This is a genomic window from Chryseobacterium sp. MYb264 (assembly GCF_035974275.1).
In the GTDB taxonomy this organism is placed as follows: Bacteria; Bacteroidota; Bacteroidia; order Flavobacteriales; family Weeksellaceae; genus Chryseobacterium.
The window spans coordinates 1,511,411-1,527,382 of the sequence record NZ_CP142422.1; the positions used below are offsets into that span (position 1 = coordinate 1,511,411).

Annotated in this window: 13 protein-coding genes; 4 read left to right on the top strand and 9 right to left on the bottom strand. The window is 31.7% G+C overall.

From position 1 onward, the window contains the following. Positions 1-85 precede the first annotated feature (85 nt). The 8 genes from VUJ46_RS06450 to VUJ46_RS06485 all read right to left on the bottom strand — a co-directional run bounded on the left by VUJ46_RS06450 (position 86) and on the right by VUJ46_RS06485 (position 9,788). Entirely contained in the window at positions 86-1,291 is a 1,206-nt protein-coding gene (locus VUJ46_RS06450) for an ABC transporter permease (protein ID WP_326984179.1), read from the bottom strand. Between the two features lie 2 nt (positions 1,292-1,293). Continuing rightward, positions 1,294-2,250, bottom strand: a complete 957-nt coding sequence (locus tag VUJ46_RS06455) for an HlyD family secretion protein (RefSeq protein WP_326984180.1) — start codon at positions 2,248-2,250, stop codon at positions 1,294-1,296. 11 nt (positions 2,251-2,261) lie between these two features. Further along, on the bottom strand, positions 2,262-3,677 hold the full coding sequence (locus VUJ46_RS06460; protein WP_326984181.1) for a TolC family protein: 1,416 nt from the start codon (positions 3,675-3,677) through the stop codon (positions 2,262-2,264). Between the two features lie 194 nt (positions 3,678-3,871). Continuing rightward, complete coding sequence (locus VUJ46_RS06465; protein WP_326984182.1) at positions 3,872-6,031, bottom strand: peptidase domain-containing ABC transporter; 2,160 nt, start codon at positions 6,029-6,031, stop codon at positions 3,872-3,874. A gap of 59 nt (positions 6,032-6,090) precedes the next feature. Beyond that, complete coding sequence (locus tag VUJ46_RS06470; protein ID WP_326984183.1) at positions 6,091-7,173, bottom strand: HlyD family secretion protein; 1,083 nt, start codon at positions 7,171-7,173, stop codon at positions 6,091-6,093. A 320-nt stretch (positions 7,174-7,493) separates the two neighbouring features. Beyond that, on the bottom strand, positions 7,494-7,625 hold the full coding sequence (locus tag VUJ46_RS06475; RefSeq protein ID WP_326984184.1) for a hypothetical protein: 132 nt from the start codon (positions 7,623-7,625) through the stop codon (positions 7,494-7,496). A gap of 12 nt (positions 7,626-7,637) precedes the next feature. Further along, positions 7,638-7,799, bottom strand: coding sequence for a class IIb bacteriocin, lactobin A/cerein 7B family (locus VUJ46_RS06480; RefSeq protein WP_326984185.1), 162 nt, complete (start codon positions 7,797-7,799; stop codon positions 7,638-7,640). A 270-nt stretch (positions 7,800-8,069) separates the two neighbouring features. Then, a complete protein-coding gene (locus VUJ46_RS06485) occupies positions 8,070-9,788 on the bottom strand; it encodes a helix-turn-helix domain-containing protein (protein WP_326984186.1) in 1,719 nt (572 codons plus the stop codon). 196 nt (positions 9,789-9,984) lie between these two features. Here VUJ46_RS06485 and VUJ46_RS06490 point away from each other — a divergent pair, with 196 nt between their 5' ends. From VUJ46_RS06490 to VUJ46_RS06505, 4 genes are read left to right on the top strand one after another with little or no spacing between them, the layout of a single operon-like run. Next, on the top strand, positions 9,985-10,161 hold the full coding sequence (locus VUJ46_RS06490; RefSeq protein ID WP_326984187.1) for a hypothetical protein: 177 nt from the start codon (positions 9,985-9,987) through the stop codon (positions 10,159-10,161). A gap of 12 nt (positions 10,162-10,173) precedes the next feature. Then, complete coding sequence (locus VUJ46_RS06495) at positions 10,174-12,351, top strand: prolyl oligopeptidase family serine peptidase (RefSeq protein WP_326984188.1); 2,178 nt, start codon at positions 10,174-10,176, stop codon at positions 12,349-12,351. Continuing rightward, positions 12,351-14,561 carry a lantibiotic dehydratase family protein gene (locus tag VUJ46_RS06500; protein ID WP_326984189.1) on the top strand — a complete coding sequence of 737 codons (2,211 nt, stop codon included), beginning with the start codon at positions 12,351-12,353 and terminating at the stop codon, positions 14,559-14,561. The genes VUJ46_RS06495 and VUJ46_RS06500 overlap by 1 nt, the downstream gene beginning before the upstream one ends. A gap of 7 nt (positions 14,562-14,568) precedes the next feature. Next, positions 14,569-15,408, top strand: a complete 840-nt coding sequence (locus tag VUJ46_RS06505; protein ID WP_326984190.1) for a thiopeptide-type bacteriocin biosynthesis protein — start codon at positions 14,569-14,571, stop codon at positions 15,406-15,408. Positions 15,409-15,472: 64 nt separating this feature from the next. Here the strand turns inward: VUJ46_RS06505 and VUJ46_RS06510 are convergent, their stop codons facing one another. Beyond that, complete coding sequence (locus tag VUJ46_RS06510; protein ID WP_326984191.1) at positions 15,473-15,958, bottom strand: ecotin family protein; 486 nt, start codon at positions 15,956-15,958, stop codon at positions 15,473-15,475. Positions 15,959-15,972: the final 14 nt, after the last annotated feature.

Sequence of the window (15,972 nt, forward strand, 5' to 3'; positions counted from 1 at the left end):
CGAAATACCGATTTTTGATCATGAATTAATTACAATTTTTTAATGTTAAAATTGTCAGTCCGTCAAAAGTTAATTTTATGATGAATTAATTCAAATTCTCAGAAGAATTTTCGTTTGAAATTGTAACAGATTTTGGATTTTTGAACATCAGCCACATTTTAATTTTTAAAGCAATCCACCCTAAAATGGCGTAAACGATTAAAAGAATACTTAAATGTTTTAAATATGGATACGTAAGTTCTACAGAACCTTTCTGAATCAGTAAAATTTTAAAAGCCTGTAAAAAAGGCGTCAACGGAATAATATTCGCGATAAACTGTACAAAAGCCGGCATGGCATTCAGAGGCCAGGTAAAACCACTGATGATGAATGCCGGAGAAGCAATCACCATTAATATCTGGGTAGCTTTTAAAGCATCCGGAATTAAAATACTGATCAACACTCCTAAAAATGAAGCTGAGCCCACGAAAACTGCAGTTAATACAATAAAATTAAAAATTCCTTCCGGCATCGGAACCTTGAAAATCATATGCATAAAATAATAAACACTCACAATTAAAATTGAAAAAATCCAGATGGGAAGAACCTTGATTAACATTGTTGGAAACGCCCATTTTCGCATTTTTGCATATTCTTTAATAAATGTTCCGCCCTGAAATTCTGCAGCAAAACTCACCGCCATCGCCAGTAAAATAACCTGCTGTAAAACTACGGCCAACATCGCCGGCCACATAAAAATCAGGTAATTTCCTGTGGTATTGAATAATGTGATATAATTAGCTTTAAAAGGCTCATACTGTGTTACTGCTCTTGTAGCTGGCATTCCCGCTTTTTGTAGCGCTTTAATAGAAACTCCTGCCGAAAAAGTTCCTATGGTTAACTGCAAAGCTTTGGATGCAAAATTAGCCGTTAAAACATTTCCTGTATTCACATACACGTTGAGTTCAGGATATTTTTTCTGAAGAATAGATGCTTCAAATTGAGACGGAATAATCACCACCGCGGCGGCTTCATGCTGAATCACCTCATCTTTAATACTGAAAGGTTCCTGCAAATACCGAATGATCTTAATACTTTTATTGTCTTCCAACATTTCTGTCAATTGGCTCGACAAAGGTGTATTATCCCTGTCGATCACCAAAACCGGAGTATTTTCCACTTTTCCGCTTTTGTAGACGAAACCTAATAATGTTGCATAAAAAACGGGCGCCAGAAAAAATACGGTTCTCAAGGTCGAATTACCGATAAACAGCTTAAATTCTCTTCGTAAAAGTCGGAAAAATTCTTTCATAATTATTTCAGCAATACATTTGAATTCACCAAAATATCTTTCGCTTTATTCATATCATCAGGTTTCACCTTGATTTCGTAGATCGCGTCCTGTAGCTGATAATCGGGGTAAGCTGTTGTGATATCTGCATATTTTGTCAATTGTTTGATATATAAAATCTTTCCCTGCAATTTCTCTTTATTATAAGGAACCTCCATATTCACGGTCTGCCCTTTTTTATACTTCGAGATCTGACTTTCAGGAACTGTAAAACGGAAAAACGTACTGTTAGGAATATATCCGTTGAACAATGCAAAACCTGCTGTCGCCAACTCTCCTGGATTTAAACTAATAGTCTCAATTTCCATGTCGTTGGTGGCTATCACATATCTTTCGGAATAGGCTACATTAGCTTCCTGCAAAGCACCTTTTGCCTGTGAGGCCTGCCCTGCTGCCATTTCCACTTTTTCGAAACGGGTCCCTCTTTTCACATCATCCAATTCTGCTACCACCGCGTCGTACTGCGCTTTTGCGCCCTGCATTTTAGCATAAACTTCATCATAAGCCTGTGGTGACATCAAGCTGTCACGATACATATTGGACGCCCTTTTATATGATTTCTGTGCAAAATCGTACTGTTCTTTCAACCCTTTATATTTTGCCTGAAGCTGCTTCATCTGATCGGCCGTGGCTCCATTTTTTGCCATCTGTTCCTGAGCTGTGGCTGCACTTACGGCACCCTGAGCCTGAGCAATTTTTGCAGAAACTTCAGGAATATCAAGCAATGCCAAGGTATCCCCTTTCTTTACGGTTTGCCCTTCTTCTACAAGTATTTTCACAATTCTGCCTGTAACTTTCGGAGCAAAAGAGATCACTTCTTTCTTTGTTTTCCCTTCAGAATCGTTCAGTTTTTCTTTTTTGTTGTCACAACTTCCCAGCAAGAGCAAAACAGCACATAATATAGAGAGTTTTTTTTGCATCATTTTAAATTTTAAGGTTGATAAAGTTTCGCAATATCCAGTTCTTGAGTCGATCTCATCAACTCAATTCCCGCTCTTCTCTGGTTGAAGACCGCATTTTGATATTCCAATTCGGAAATTTCAAGATCATTTTCAGCATCGATAAGTTGGGAAGACTTGCTCATCCCGTATCTGAATTCTTTTTCGGCCTGTATCAATGCATTTTTTGCCAACTCTTTTTCCTTTGATTTTAAAGCAATCTGAGCGGTGGCAATATCATAATTCGTTTGATTATTGGCTAGATTCAGGGTTAGTTTTTTCAGCGCATCTTCTTTTTGATTCTGAAGCATTTCTTTCCCGATTTTAGCGGTTTCTTCGGCATGTTTTCCTTCATTTCCATCAAAGATTTCCCATTTGAAACCTACTCCGGCAGTAATTAAAGGAAAAATATTGATATTTGTGGGTCGCCAGTCCAGTTTCGCTCCACCATATCCCAACTGGGGAATCGCAGGAATTACATTTTCCGACGTTTTAATGCGGCTTCCGTACAAACCAATGTAGTAAGCAGAAGCCATCAACTGAACTTTGGGGATTATCCACGTTCTTTCCGCTTTTATTTTATAATCGGCAGCAACAATTCCGTGTTCCAACGCACGAATCTCTGCTCTTTGTTCGATGCCTTTTTCGGGAGCTAATAATTCCACAGGCTCTAACACTGGTTCAATTAATCGTAATCGTTCCTTATTGATTCCCGTTAAAATATAAAGCTGCGTTAAGAGTAATTCTTTTTTGCCCTCATATTCCACCACTTTTGCATTGAGTGTGGCCTGAGCAAGTTCTATTTTTTTATGGTCATAAGGTGTAATTAATCCGTAACCTAACGCCTTATCGGCTGTTTTCCGATTAATATCTAATCTTTTCGTACTTTCATCCAACACCTTTTTTGACTGATGAATCAAAGCCAGCTGATCGTATGCTTTTGAAATCGCTGCTATGACCTCATCCTTTGTTTTTTCGAGCAGTATACTTTCTGATAACTTCTTTTCCTCAATCGCTTTCTTCAAATATTTCACCTTTCCACCGGAATAGACCACCATTTTGGCATCCGCTTTGGCAATACCCGAAAAGCCTGAAACATTAAGATTATTATTAAAACTTCCTTCCGGAATTCTGATAAATGGGGTTAAATTAATTTCAGGAGAAGTAAGACGAGCCGTAGCATTAAGATATCCTGCCTGTCCGCTCATTTCCAACGTAGGAAGAAAAATATCCTTCAGTTTATGCTCATCAAGATCGGTGAGTTTATTTTGGGTCAGCTGCATTTTAAGATCGGAATCCCGCACCACTGCACTATCCAGTAATTCTCTGAAATCAGGCGCAGACTGAGCCCAGCCCAATACCGGAAGTGTCAAAAAACTAAACGTAAAAATCAATAGATTGCTTTTCATGGTTCATGTTTCTAACAAATATAATGCAAAAAACGATGTAAAACCATAAGAAATTCCCACAATAGAGTGAATTTAAAAAGAGTTTAAGTCCCGTTTAATAGAAAACCTTTATTGATGATAGTTTTAGCGGAATTGTTTAACTGAAATTTAAGTTTTGTTTTAATTGAAAATTTTGTTAATCTCTACCCTCTTGGCTAGTCCAGTTTTGTTCCTTGTTTTTCCCACATCATTTTATAGATAGAATCTCTTGAGATTAACTCTTGGTGTCCACCCTTTTCTATAATCTGCCCTTCTTTCATTACCAAAATGGTATCAGAATTAATAATAGTACTCAAACGGTGCGCAATAACAATCATTGTTTTTCCTTGACTTCTAAATTCCTGTAATGTATTTTGAATAACCATCTCTGATTCTGTATCCAATGAAGAAGTGGCTTCATCTAAAATTAATATTTCAGGGTTTTTGTATAAGGCTCTGGCAATGGCAATCCTTTGTTTTTGACCTCCAGAAAGCAAAGCTCCGTTTTCTCCTAGGTACGTTTGAAATCCATTAGGTAATTTTTCTACGAAACGTAATATTCCCAAATTTTTAGTAATATTTAGAATTCTCTGTATATCGGGAAAATCTTCACCTAATGCTATATTTTCGATCACATTTCCGGAAAACAAATCTATCTGCTGCGGAACTACAGATACTAAATTTCTTAAAGAATGATTAGAAATATAGTGGCTGTCATAATCTCCAATCATAATTCTTCCTGTTTTAAGTGGGTATAAATTTTGAACCAAGGAAGCTAATGTACTTTTGCCACTACCACTTTCTCCAACAATAGCAGTTGTCTCTCCCTTTTTTATAATACAATTAAAATTCGTAAATACTTCGGTTCTGCTACCATAACTAAAACTTACTTCTTTAAACTGAATGTCTCCAATATTTTCTTTTATTAATTCTAATTTATCTGCACTCTCCTCACGTTCCAGATCCATGATTTCGAAAAGACGGTCGGCAGCTATTAGTGCATTCTGAATAGTTTTATTCATCCCGATTAATTGTGATACAGGATTGGTGAAATATCCAATCAAAGCATAGAAAGACAATAATTCTCCAGGGGTTATGATTCTATCAATCACATATCCTGAGCCCGCCCAAAGTAGTACAATCGTAAAAATTCTGGATAAAAATTCGGATGAATTGCCTGAAAATAAGGCATTCTTTACAGAAGCGTAAATTGTTTTTAACAATTTGGAAAAAGCATTGTCTGTTTTATTATTAGCAAAAGTTTCTACGCCAAATTGTTTAATCGTTTTTACGGAAGTGATGGATTCCACCAAATGAGATTCTAGTTCTGCACTTTGCTCCATCAATTGTCTTTCTACTTTTTTATTCAATTTATTGGTAATCCAATATACTAAAAAATAGAAAGGAATTACTAATGCTGTAATTAATGCCAACTTCCAGTAATAGGTAAACATTAACGCAAATGAAAAAATAATGATAAATAGATTTACAAAAATCTGTATGGAAACATCATTTATAAAGGTTCTTATTTTGACAGCATCATTTACTCTTGAGATAATTTCTCCGACTTTCATGGTATCAAAAAAACGTTGAGGAAGTTTTAGTAAATGTTTATAATAACCGAGAATAAGATGCTTATCCATTTTTTGCCCCGTTTGTAAAACTAAAACACTTTTCATGGCTCCAATAAAAATTTGAAACAACAGTATGACTATCATTCCAACTGAAAGTAAGTTGAGCAACCGCTTATTACCGTCTATCAGAACATAATCTGTTATTTTTTCTATATAAATTGAGGTTGATAATCCCAAAATAGTATACACCAAAGCACCTAACAAGGCTTGAATTAAAATACTCTTATGTGGCCGAACCAAGTTCCAGAATCTTTTATAAAGGCTTGTTTTTTCATTTCTTTGTTCAAAATACTCATTAGGTTCTAATAGGATTAGAACCCCTGTCCATATTTTTGAAAACTCTTCTGTTTTGTATTCCTCCAGCTTCCCTCTGGCGGGATCCATTACTGTAATTTTATCCTTTGTGACTTTATAAATGACCACGTAATGATGCATTTGTCCGTTAACAATAATATGAGCTATAGCAGGAAGTGGAAGCTCTGGTAGAGCATCAATACCACCTTTTACTCCTTTTGCATTGAAGCCCATTTGTTCTAAACCTTGTATTAAACCTAAAACATTGGTTCCTCTTGTATCGGTATGGCAAATTTGTCTGATTTTTGCAATTGGCATTTTTAATCCATAATGGATCGCAACAGAGGCAAGACAAGCAGCACCACAATCTTTAATGTCATGCTGTTTAATCAATATATCCTTTTTCATTTGTGTGTTAAAACTTTGAAATTATCGTAAAAGTTTTCATGGTAATTATGGGTAAAGATTTATTTTAATTTGGGGTTGAACCAATCGTCAACACGGTCAAATAACAATTGCCATAATGTGCGGTCAAGCAAATGAAAACGTGCTGTAAAAGTCATTCCCTTATCTATTTCTCCTTTATACCCGTTTTTCAATTGCAAATAGTTTTTATCCATTTTACAAAGAACTCTAAAGGAAGCTTCTCCAGATTGTTCATTAATTTTAATATTCTGATCGATCTCAGAAACTTTGCCTTTCAATAATCCCCATTGATTATAATTATAGGTATCGATTTGGTATTTTACATTTTGTCCGACATGGATAAAACCAATGTCTTTAGGGGAAACTAAACATTCAGCAATTAATGAAACTTCCGGAGAAATTTCTCCTATATTTTGTCCCTGTGTTAAAAAGTTATTTTTCTGTATTCCGGAAAAATTTACAAGTCTCCCTGAAATGGGAGCTGTTATGATATAATTTTTTTGTTCTTGATTAATACGCTGAACTTCTGAACCTAAAGAGCGGATTTGTCTTTCTACCTCTCTTTTTTGAGTTTGCCACTGAGCAATTTGTTGCTCTCTTACTCCGGCAATTTGGTTTTTAAGCCCTTGAAGATTGTAGTAAAATTTATCATATTCTGCTTTAGGGATTACTCCCTGATTAAAAAGTGTTGCGGCTCTATCAAAGTCTTTTTGCGCTAAAGACAATTGTGTTTGTACTTGTGCAATTCTTTCCTGCATGGCGGACAGTTCTCGTTGATATTGTCCGGTTTGTAATCCCGAAACTTGTGCTCTCGTTAATTTACTGAGATCCTGCAACTGTGCTGAATAGTCTGAACTTTGACTGTTTTGAAGATTTTTCTGTGTATCCAGCTGTTCTGCTGTGACAATAAGCAAGGTATCTCCTTGTCTGATTTCCTGATTATTCTTTTCTAGTTTGTTATAAATAACTCTTCCTGAAACGATAGCAGAAATTTTTGTATTCTCCTGGACAGATCGTATAACGCCTCTTGAAGAAGAAGAAATAGGAACTTTTGTGATCGGTAAAATGCATAGGAAAACAACTACAAGAACTAATATTCCTATATAAATTGATTTTTTGAACATTGAAAATTTGAGATTTAACTATAAGAAAAGTTTATTATAATTTTGATAAGCCTAAGCTTATGCTGTGACTAAAATATTACTTTAACATCCTATTATAGCGAGTAATATTAAAAGTAAATTATTTTTATTAAATTATAAATATAAAATTACAGGAAGAAGAAAAATACTACTTCCTATAATTATAATATGTATTTGTTTTTAGTTTAATAAATAAAATAATGCCTTGCCAATAACTTTTCCACAAATAAGAATGAAAATAAAACTTAATATACAAGCCACTATGATACTTACTTTTTTAGAAAAAACCATATAATTAAAATTTACTTTTTTGAATGTTCATATTGTGTCTCTTTATATCCTACATATATGCCTAGCATTAATGCAAAAACTAAGAGACCACCACCGTTTATATCTTTCTGCTCTTGTAAAGTTAATTCTTTTATATTTTTCATAATTAAAAAAAATTAATGAGTTAGGTAATAAGCGGCTTTTCCAATTTCTTTTCCACCATAATAAACGGCTGCTGTCACTGTAGCTATGCCCATGATTAATGGTAAAATACCTCCCTCTGTTTCTTGTAATTCCTTATTGTTCAGTTCTTGAACATTTAATTTTTTTAGATTCATATCTATATTATTTTAAAAATTAATATTTTTTTTGCCATACAATCCCTGGCATGGGTTTTTGCTGATCAGCGAGCGTTATATTTATATTTTCTGCACTGTACACATACAAAAAATAAAACATTTGTGTTTTTATCTGAAGCAAACTTAAATCAGAAATTGACAGAAAAAAAACAATACTTAGACGGATTTATAAATTCAGAATATATATTTATAAAACCTTTCAAGATTAAAATTCTGAAATTCAATTATTTAGAATAAACAAACAGTAAACTATAGTAAATTTGATTTTTCGATTTCCTTAATATAAATAGAGGGTGTAGTTTCGGTTTTTTTCTTAAATGCAATTGAAAATGCTTGTACATTATTATAACCAATCTCCTCTGCAATAGCTGGCAATTTATAAGATCGAAATTTTTTATCTTGAACAAGTCGTTCCAAAACGTAGTCAATCCGTAAATCATTAAGATAAGAAGTGAAATTTTTACCTTTATGATTATTAATAGTCTCGGATAAATAGGCCGTATTTGTCTTTATATTTTTTGCCAAACTAGCTAAAGTAATACCATTTTTTAAAAAGAGTTGTTTATTTTCAAAAGTATCTAGTCCATTCAAAATAAACTTAGTAACATCATCCGGAACCGTTTTGGTTGTTTTGTTTTCTATTTCCTCGACAGGCACAGGTATTTGAGACTCAATAATTTCTTTATTGATGGTAGATTCAATATTTCTTTTTTCAATACGTTGAATTAGTTCTTGAGCTATTTTTCGGTGTTTGCTTGCTGTTTTCTTCGCTTTATAATAAAGAGTTAAAATTAATAGAAGGACTAAAATTAAGACACCAATAGAAATATATAATATTCTTTTTCTATTTTTTAAATCTCTGATAATATTTTCTTTTTCTTGTAGAAGATTGGGAGTATCATACTTTTTAGGCAATTCTGTAGAAAGATATTGAAACTGGTCATCAAGTTTTTTATCTACTTTTAGAAAACGATCGATATAATACAATTGTTTTTCTTTATCATTTTTTTCTTTGTAATAATCTATAAGATAAGTGTATACTTCGCGGAGCTCGGGAAAGGTGATATTAGTTTTTTGTACATTAAAATCTAATTTAATATAGGCTTCAGCCGCTTTTTGGGAGTTCTTTAAGCCTTCATAAGATTTACCAATATTTAATAAACAATAATCTGCATTTTGATCACTGATTTTGGAATAGTAAGCATTAGCTATAGAAAAATTTTTAATTGCGGATTTATAGTTTTTTAACTTTAAATTATAAGCTCCTGTGTAATATATATATTGGTTGAAAACATATTTATTTTTATCTGCCAATTGAGATTTTTTCCCTTCATTTATAAGAATATTTGCAGAATCAATTTTATTTAGTTCAATATAACAGTAAATTAGACTAATCCGCATCTGATTATGTTGCGATTCATCAGTAAAACTTCTTTCATTATACAGATAATATCTGAATGTTTTAGCTGCTTCTGCATTTTTACCTATATAACTATTTATATATGCTATATTCATATTTGCATATGCTGTAAGCTTTTTGTCTTTTTGCAGCTTTGCATATTGTAATCCTAAAATATAATTATCCAAAGCAAGCTTTAAGTTATCATATTTGTAATAAAGATTACCTTTCATTAAATATGTTTGAGAAGGATATATTGTTCCTTTTAAATTTCTTGTAACTACAGTTGTACTATCTAAGTATTTTAGTGCATTAGAAAAATCTTCATTAAAATGAGTAAGAACATAGCCGTCAGCTATTGCTAGATTATTGTTTTCTTTTTTAGCCTTTTGCAGATAATATTGAGCTATAACCTTAGCATTATCGACTTTAATATTATCATTGTAATTATAAAATTTGTTTTTTAGCTCTTTATAATTAAATGCTCTTAAACTATCAACTTGTTTATTTTGTGAATAAAATAAATTGCTAAATAATATGATTAAAAGTAAGTATATAGATTTCATCATTTTGGAAATTCATTACAAAAATAGGGTTTTCATAATTAAAAAAGATGTGAAACAAGAATAAACAAAAAAAACATTAACATCTACATTTTCAAAACATTACATCATTTTCCATATATACATTTATAAATCTAAAAATATAATTCTATTTAGTTTTATAAAATTTACTTTCTTTGTAAGATAAATTTTAATATTATTAATGATGAAAAAACAAAATCAAAGTGAAAAAAAATTGTCGTTAAAAAAAGTTCAATTAATGAAGCTTAATGCTATGAAAACGATTACTGGAGGTGGCGGGAATCAAGCGGGAATTAATATGAACGGAAATGATGACCCAAATCTTCCTACTCCTTTTCAAACAGCTAGTAGTAAGTAATTCTTAAGACTAATGAAAATAAAAATATTTCTTATTATCAGCTTCTCATCATTTTTTACGAGTGCTCAAAAAACAAAATTACCTCAATCAAAGCCAACTATTGATGAGTATTTTGGAACTAAAATCATTGATGATTACAGAAATTTGGAAAATTTAGATGACATCCAAAACATAGATTGGATGAAATCTCAGACAGCTTATACCAATTCTGTTTTAGATTTAATTCCTAAAAGGAATTACTATGTAGAAAAAAGACTAGAACTTGATACAAGGCAAGGCTATTCTGTATCAGATTTGAAGATAACAGATAATAATAAATATTTTTATTTAAAGAAAAAAGGAAATGAAAAAATAGCAAAATTATATTATCGAGAAGGATTTCAAGGAAAAGAAGAATTACTTTATAATCCTATTAACTACAAAAATTCAGAAACAAATCATGATTTTATTATCAATTATATAAGTCCAAGCTTAGATGGTAATAAGATTGCTGTTTCAATAGCTGAAAAAGGTGTAGAGCTATCCGATCTGATTATTATCGATGTTAAAAAAAAACAAATCTATCCTGAAGTCCTTACCAATACTGCGCCTGCTAGTTTTGATGGAATAAAATGGTTAGATGATAGTAGCGGTTTTTTTTATGTAAATTTTTCTACAATTGATTCTAAATCTAAAGACTTCTATAAAAATACTCAGACTGTTGTTTATAAAATAGGAACTGATCCAAAAAAAATAATTGATGTTTTTTCTGCCAAAAACAATCCTGATTTAAATATTGCTGAGGATCAATTTCCTATGATTTTAAATTCTGATATTGATGATCAGTTTTATAAAGGAATGTTGTTAGATTTCCAATCATACCGAAAAACATTCATAATCAATAAAAAAGATTTATTAGCTGGGAAAAAAAATTGGAAATTATTTTCTGAATCAAGTGATAAAGCTAAGAGTTTAGATTTTTTGAATGATCAAGTCATTTTTTTATCATACTATAATTCATATTTAAATAAATTATGTAGAACAAATATTACTAATCCAAATTTTAAAAATGCTGAAGTATTAGTTCCAGAGAAAATAGAAGAAATAATTAAAAGCTATAGAATAACAAAAGATGGTATTTATTACACCACTACTAAAAACGGTGTAGAAGCTAAATTGTATCTATATAAAGATGGAAAGGATAATGTAATTAAACTCCCTTTTCCATCAGGAAATATTGAATTACAGAGTAAAGGGAAAAATTATTCAGATATTTGGATTACCTGTTCTGGGTGGGCAAATGATGAGCAACGTTTTAAATATGATGTAAAAAAGGATTTTTTTATTCCAGAAAACATGGCTCCTGTGGCAGAGTATCCTGAATTTAAAGATATTACTGTTGAAGAAATAAGTGTAAAAGCAAGGGATGGACAAGAAATTCCAGTTTCTTTAATTTATAATAAGAACATTAAAAAAGACGGCAAAAACATGGTGTTGATTGACAGCTATGGTTCTTATGGAATTTCCTCTAATCCTTTCTTTGCTAAAACTTACTTGTTATGGGCTAATCAAGGTGGAATGGTCGCTGTAGCTCACGTAAGAGGGGGAGGTGAAAAAGGAGAGCAATGGCGCTTAGGAGGATATAAAGAAACAAAGCCTAATACTTGGAGAGATTTGATAGACTGTACAGAATATTTAATAAACGAGAAATATACCTCAAGAGATAAGGTCGCTATTTGGGGAGCCAGTGCAGGAGGAATTACAGTAGGCAGGGCTATGACAGAAAGACCAGATCTTTTTAAAGCAGTCATAGCTGAGGTTGGTTCATTAAACATGCTTAGAGATTATACAAAACCTAATTCTCAGCCTAAAGAGTTTGGAAGCATAAAAGACCCAAAGGAATTTAAAGCTTTATTGGAAATGGATGCTTATCATCACATTAAAAAAGGAGTAAAGTATCCAGCGACTTTCATCACAGGAGGGATAAATGACCAAAGAGTTATTGTTTGGGAGCCTGTAAAATTTGCAGCTAAATTAATGACTAATGATGCATCTTCTAATCCTGTATTATTAAAAATAGATTTTGAAGGTGGGCATGCTGGTAATGTACCTGTTGCTCAACGATATGCTAATTTAGGCGATATGTTTGCATTTGCATTATGGCAATTAGGACACCCTGATTACCAGCCAAAAGAAAATACAAAAAAATAATGTCTCGTTTTCCTTATCAATTTTTTGAGGAGTATGTGGTACGTACTCCTCTATTTTCATATAAAAATTTCCAAAATCAGTTTAATGGATATGTTGTTTCTGATGATGAATTAAAGAAAATTTGCAGAGAGCCTATTTTTTTGGAAGCTATTTATTTGTCCTCACCATCTTTATACGTGGAGATTAATAAGTGGCTTGGTTCAGAAAAAGATTTTTCTACAAAAGAATTTCAAAAATTAAAGCATACTATTTTAAAATATTATAGCCGAATAAGTACAAGATCTACTCCATTCGGATTGTTTTCAGCGGTTAGGTTAGGGAAATTCAGTTTAGCGATGTCTAACATTCTTAATAATGAAAATAACCAACGCTCAATCGATCATCTATTACGAGATACCAAATTGGATATGTCTTTTCTTGTTTCATTGGCACAACATTTTACGCAGCAAATAGAAATTAGAAGTAAGCTTTTATTTTTCCCGAATAACAGCATCCACCAAGTAGGAAATAGAATTCATTATATAGAATATAAGTACACAAGAGGAAAAAGAGACTATATTATTTCTTTAGCTCCCCTTTCTGAAGAATTACAGCAGATATTAAATTTTTCAAAGAAAGGCAAAACGCTGCAAGAAATTGGTGATATTTTGATTAATGATAATATTACGAAAGAAGAAGCAATAGAATTTGTAGAAGAGCTTATCGAAAATCAAGTGCTTGTAAGCGAATTAGAACCCAATGTTTCAGGAGATGATTTCTTAGATTCCATTATTACTATTTTAGAGAAAAGGAAAATAAAAGCTGAAGCCGAAATTTTAATTTCGATAAAAAATAAACTGAATGAGTTAGACCAAAACATTCATAATTCAATTTTTAAGTATATTGAAATTGAAGAATTAATAAAATCTTTTTCAATAGAATATGAATCTCAATACCTTTTTCAAACTGATCTCTACAATAAAACATTATTTTCTTTATCATCTGAATGGAAAAGAAAATTAAAAAAAGGAATAAGTTTTTTGAACAAACTCAACCTTAATCAAAGAGAAAGTGAATTTTCGAAATTTAAAAAAGTTTTTAGCGAAAGATTTGAAACACAAGAGTTGCCCTTATTATATGTTTTGGATAATGAAGTAGGAATCGGATACAAACAAAATATTCATTCAAAAGGCATTCATCCTTACCTAGAAGATTTAGTAATTCCCTATTCGCAAAAGAAACCAAACAAGAATATTGAACTTACTCCTATTTCAGTAAAGCTTAATGAGAAATTACAGGAAGCTTTACTGGATAATCAACAGACTATTGAACTTACTGATGAAGACTTTAAAGATTTTGAAGAAAATTGGAATGATTTACCAGATACAATCTCCGTAATGACAGAAATAATTTCTGAAAATAATCAGGAAAAATTATTCTTAAATACTTTTACGACAGGTAGTGCTGCTAATCTTTTGGGGCGATTTTGCTCTGAAAAATCTGAAATCCGTCATTTAACCAAAGCTATTGCTCAAAAAGAACAGGAGCTTCATCCTGATGAGATTTTAGCAGAAATCATTCACTTACCGGAAGCTAGAATTGGCAATATAATCAGAAGACCCACTTTAAGACAATATGAAATTCCTTATTTAGCTCAATCCCTTTTACCAGAAGAAAATCAAATACCTTTAGAAGACTTATATATTTCGTTAAAAAATGACGAAATTATTTTACGCTCGAAAAAATTGAACAAAGTAATAAAGCCATATCATACAAACGCACATAATTATTATACCAACACCCTTCCTGTATATCATTTCTTAGCAGATTTATATTCGCAGAATATGAGATCAGGACTTTCTTTTAATTGGGGAGGATTAGAGCATGTGTATTCATTTCTGCCAAGAATAGAATATAATAATATCATTCTTTCAAAGGCTAATTGGAAAATTACAGAAAAAGAATTTTCTTCTTTGGATTTGACAAACTCACACAAAGCAGATTTTCTTTTGAAATTAAAAAATTGGAGAAATAAAAGAAAAATTCCTGCATGGGTTCAATGGGCAAAGTTTGATCATACGCTCACAATAAACTTGGAGAATTATGATATGGCAATGCTTTTTATTCAAACTGTAAGAAAAGAAAAGACGATCAATATGGAAGAATTTTTATATAACGAAAATGATGACTTTAAAAGAGAATTTATTTTTCCCATGTATAAAGTAAAATAAAACAGTGATGAAAAGAAAGTTTATTCCAGGAAGTGAATGCTTGTATGTAAAAATTTACACCGGTATTAAAACAGCAGATCTTGTTTTGGAAGAAGCTGTACAACCGATCGTAGAATCTTTTCAGGCTAATAAGCACATTTCAAAATGGTTTTTCATTCGATATAATGATCCTAAACCTCATCTAAGAATAAGATTTTTATTAAATCATAGCAACCATTATAATAAAATCCTTCATCAACTTCATCATGTTTTATCTGAATATTTAGAGAGCGGAGAAATCTCACAAATTACATTTGATACTTACACTAGAGAAATAGAACGTTATGGAGAAAATACGATGGAAGAAGCTGAATCTTTATTTAATAAAAACAGCGAATTTACTCTACAGTGCCTGCATTACGATGATGAAGAGAAAATCATCATTTCTCTTTTTTATGTGGATGAAATTTTAAACATTATTGGTCTTTCTACTCAGGAAAAATTAAACTGGATTAGAGATTTTAACAACGCATTTAAACAGGAATTTAATGCGGATAAAAAGCTTAATTCCCAATTAGATAAAAAATACCGAGCATTTAAGCCAAAATACTTAGATTTTATTCAGTCCGAAGAATTTTTGGAGGAAAGAAATATTATTATTTCGAATATTAAAGAAAGTAATTTAATATTACAAAACATATTATACCATTATGCTAACCAATCCCTAGGAATGTCTTTACAAAGCTTTTTCCAAAGCATATTTCATATGAATATCAACAGACTTTTTATTTCTAATCAGCGATTGTTTGAAATGATAATCTATGATTATTTGCTAAGATATTTCAAAGCAAAATCCTTTTCTAAATAATCAAAAATAAAGTGCAGACAACTATTTATCTGCACTTTTATATAATTTGTTAAAGTAATCATATTTATTTTTGAACCGCTTTCTTCATCGCATCCGGACGAAGCACTCTGTAACGCACTTCCATATCTTTCGGAATATAGAAAACCAATGGCAACTTGCTGTTGTATCTCACCGTTTCAGGCTTTAAGTTGACGAATTGTTTGGTCAGTTTCTGATCCGGACAGCCCATCAACGTACCTCCTACTTCACCTTTAGATTCAACATCATAGTAAGTGTAGCCCCATCCTTGCAGGTCCTGAGTTTTTACTTCGCCCATCATAAAGTGTTTGTTGCAGTCTAGCATTTTTTCTGCACCTACAAAAAACTCAACTTTTAAGTCGTTTTCGTTTTTAGCAATAGGCAACTGAACGTATACTTGTTTATAACCTTCTTTCGCTTTCGGGAACATTTCAATCTCCAGTTTTGCGAACTTTTCTGCTTTCTTCTGAGCAAAAGCGTTCACTCCAATCATCATTATTAAACCTGTCATCAGTGTCTTTGAAAATTTCATATTTTTTGTATTTT

What these genes read in the sequence shown, in the direction of transcription:
- VUJ46_RS06485 (WP_326984186.1), bottom strand. Translation starts at nt 9,788, where the DNA reads ATGATGAAATCTATATACTTACTTTTAATCATATTATTTAGCAATTTA.
- VUJ46_RS06455 (WP_326984180.1), bottom strand. Translation starts at nt 2,250, where the DNA reads ATGCAAAAAAAACTCTCTATATTATGTGCTGTTTTGCTCTTGCTGGGA.
- VUJ46_RS06480 (WP_326984185.1), bottom strand. Translation starts at nt 7,799, where the DNA reads ATGAATCTAAAAAAATTAAATGTTCAAGAACTGAACAATAAGGAATTA.
- VUJ46_RS06470 (WP_326984183.1), bottom strand. Translation starts at nt 7,173, where the DNA reads ATGTTCAAAAAATCAATTTATATAGGAATATTAGTTCTTGTAGTTGTT.
- VUJ46_RS06465 (WP_326984182.1), bottom strand. Translation starts at nt 6,031, where the DNA reads ATGAAAAAGGATATATTGATTAAACAGCATGACATTAAAGATTGTGGT.
- VUJ46_RS06500 (WP_326984189.1), top strand. Translation starts at nt 12,351, where the DNA reads ATGTCTCGTTTTCCTTATCAATTTTTTGAGGAGTATGTGGTACGTACT.
- VUJ46_RS06495 (WP_326984188.1), top strand. Translation starts at nt 10,174, where the DNA reads ATGAAAATAAAAATATTTCTTATTATCAGCTTCTCATCATTTTTTACG.
- VUJ46_RS06490 (WP_326984187.1), top strand. Translation starts at nt 9,985, where the DNA reads ATGATGAAAAAACAAAATCAAAGTGAAAAAAAATTGTCGTTAAAAAAA.
- VUJ46_RS06505 (WP_326984190.1), top strand. Translation starts at nt 14,569, where the DNA reads ATGAAAAGAAAGTTTATTCCAGGAAGTGAATGCTTGTATGTAAAAATT.
- VUJ46_RS06510 (WP_326984191.1), bottom strand. Translation starts at nt 15,958, where the DNA reads ATGAAATTTTCAAAGACACTGATGACAGGTTTAATAATGATGATTGGA.
- VUJ46_RS06460 (WP_326984181.1), bottom strand. Translation starts at nt 3,677, where the DNA reads ATGAAAAGCAATCTATTGATTTTTACGTTTAGTTTTTTGACACTTCCG.
- VUJ46_RS06450 (WP_326984179.1), bottom strand. Translation starts at nt 1,291, where the DNA reads ATGAAAGAATTTTTCCGACTTTTACGAAGAGAATTTAAGCTGTTTATC.
- VUJ46_RS06475 (WP_326984184.1), bottom strand. Translation starts at nt 7,625, where the DNA reads ATGAAAAATATAAAAGAATTAACTTTACAAGAGCAGAAAGATATAAAC.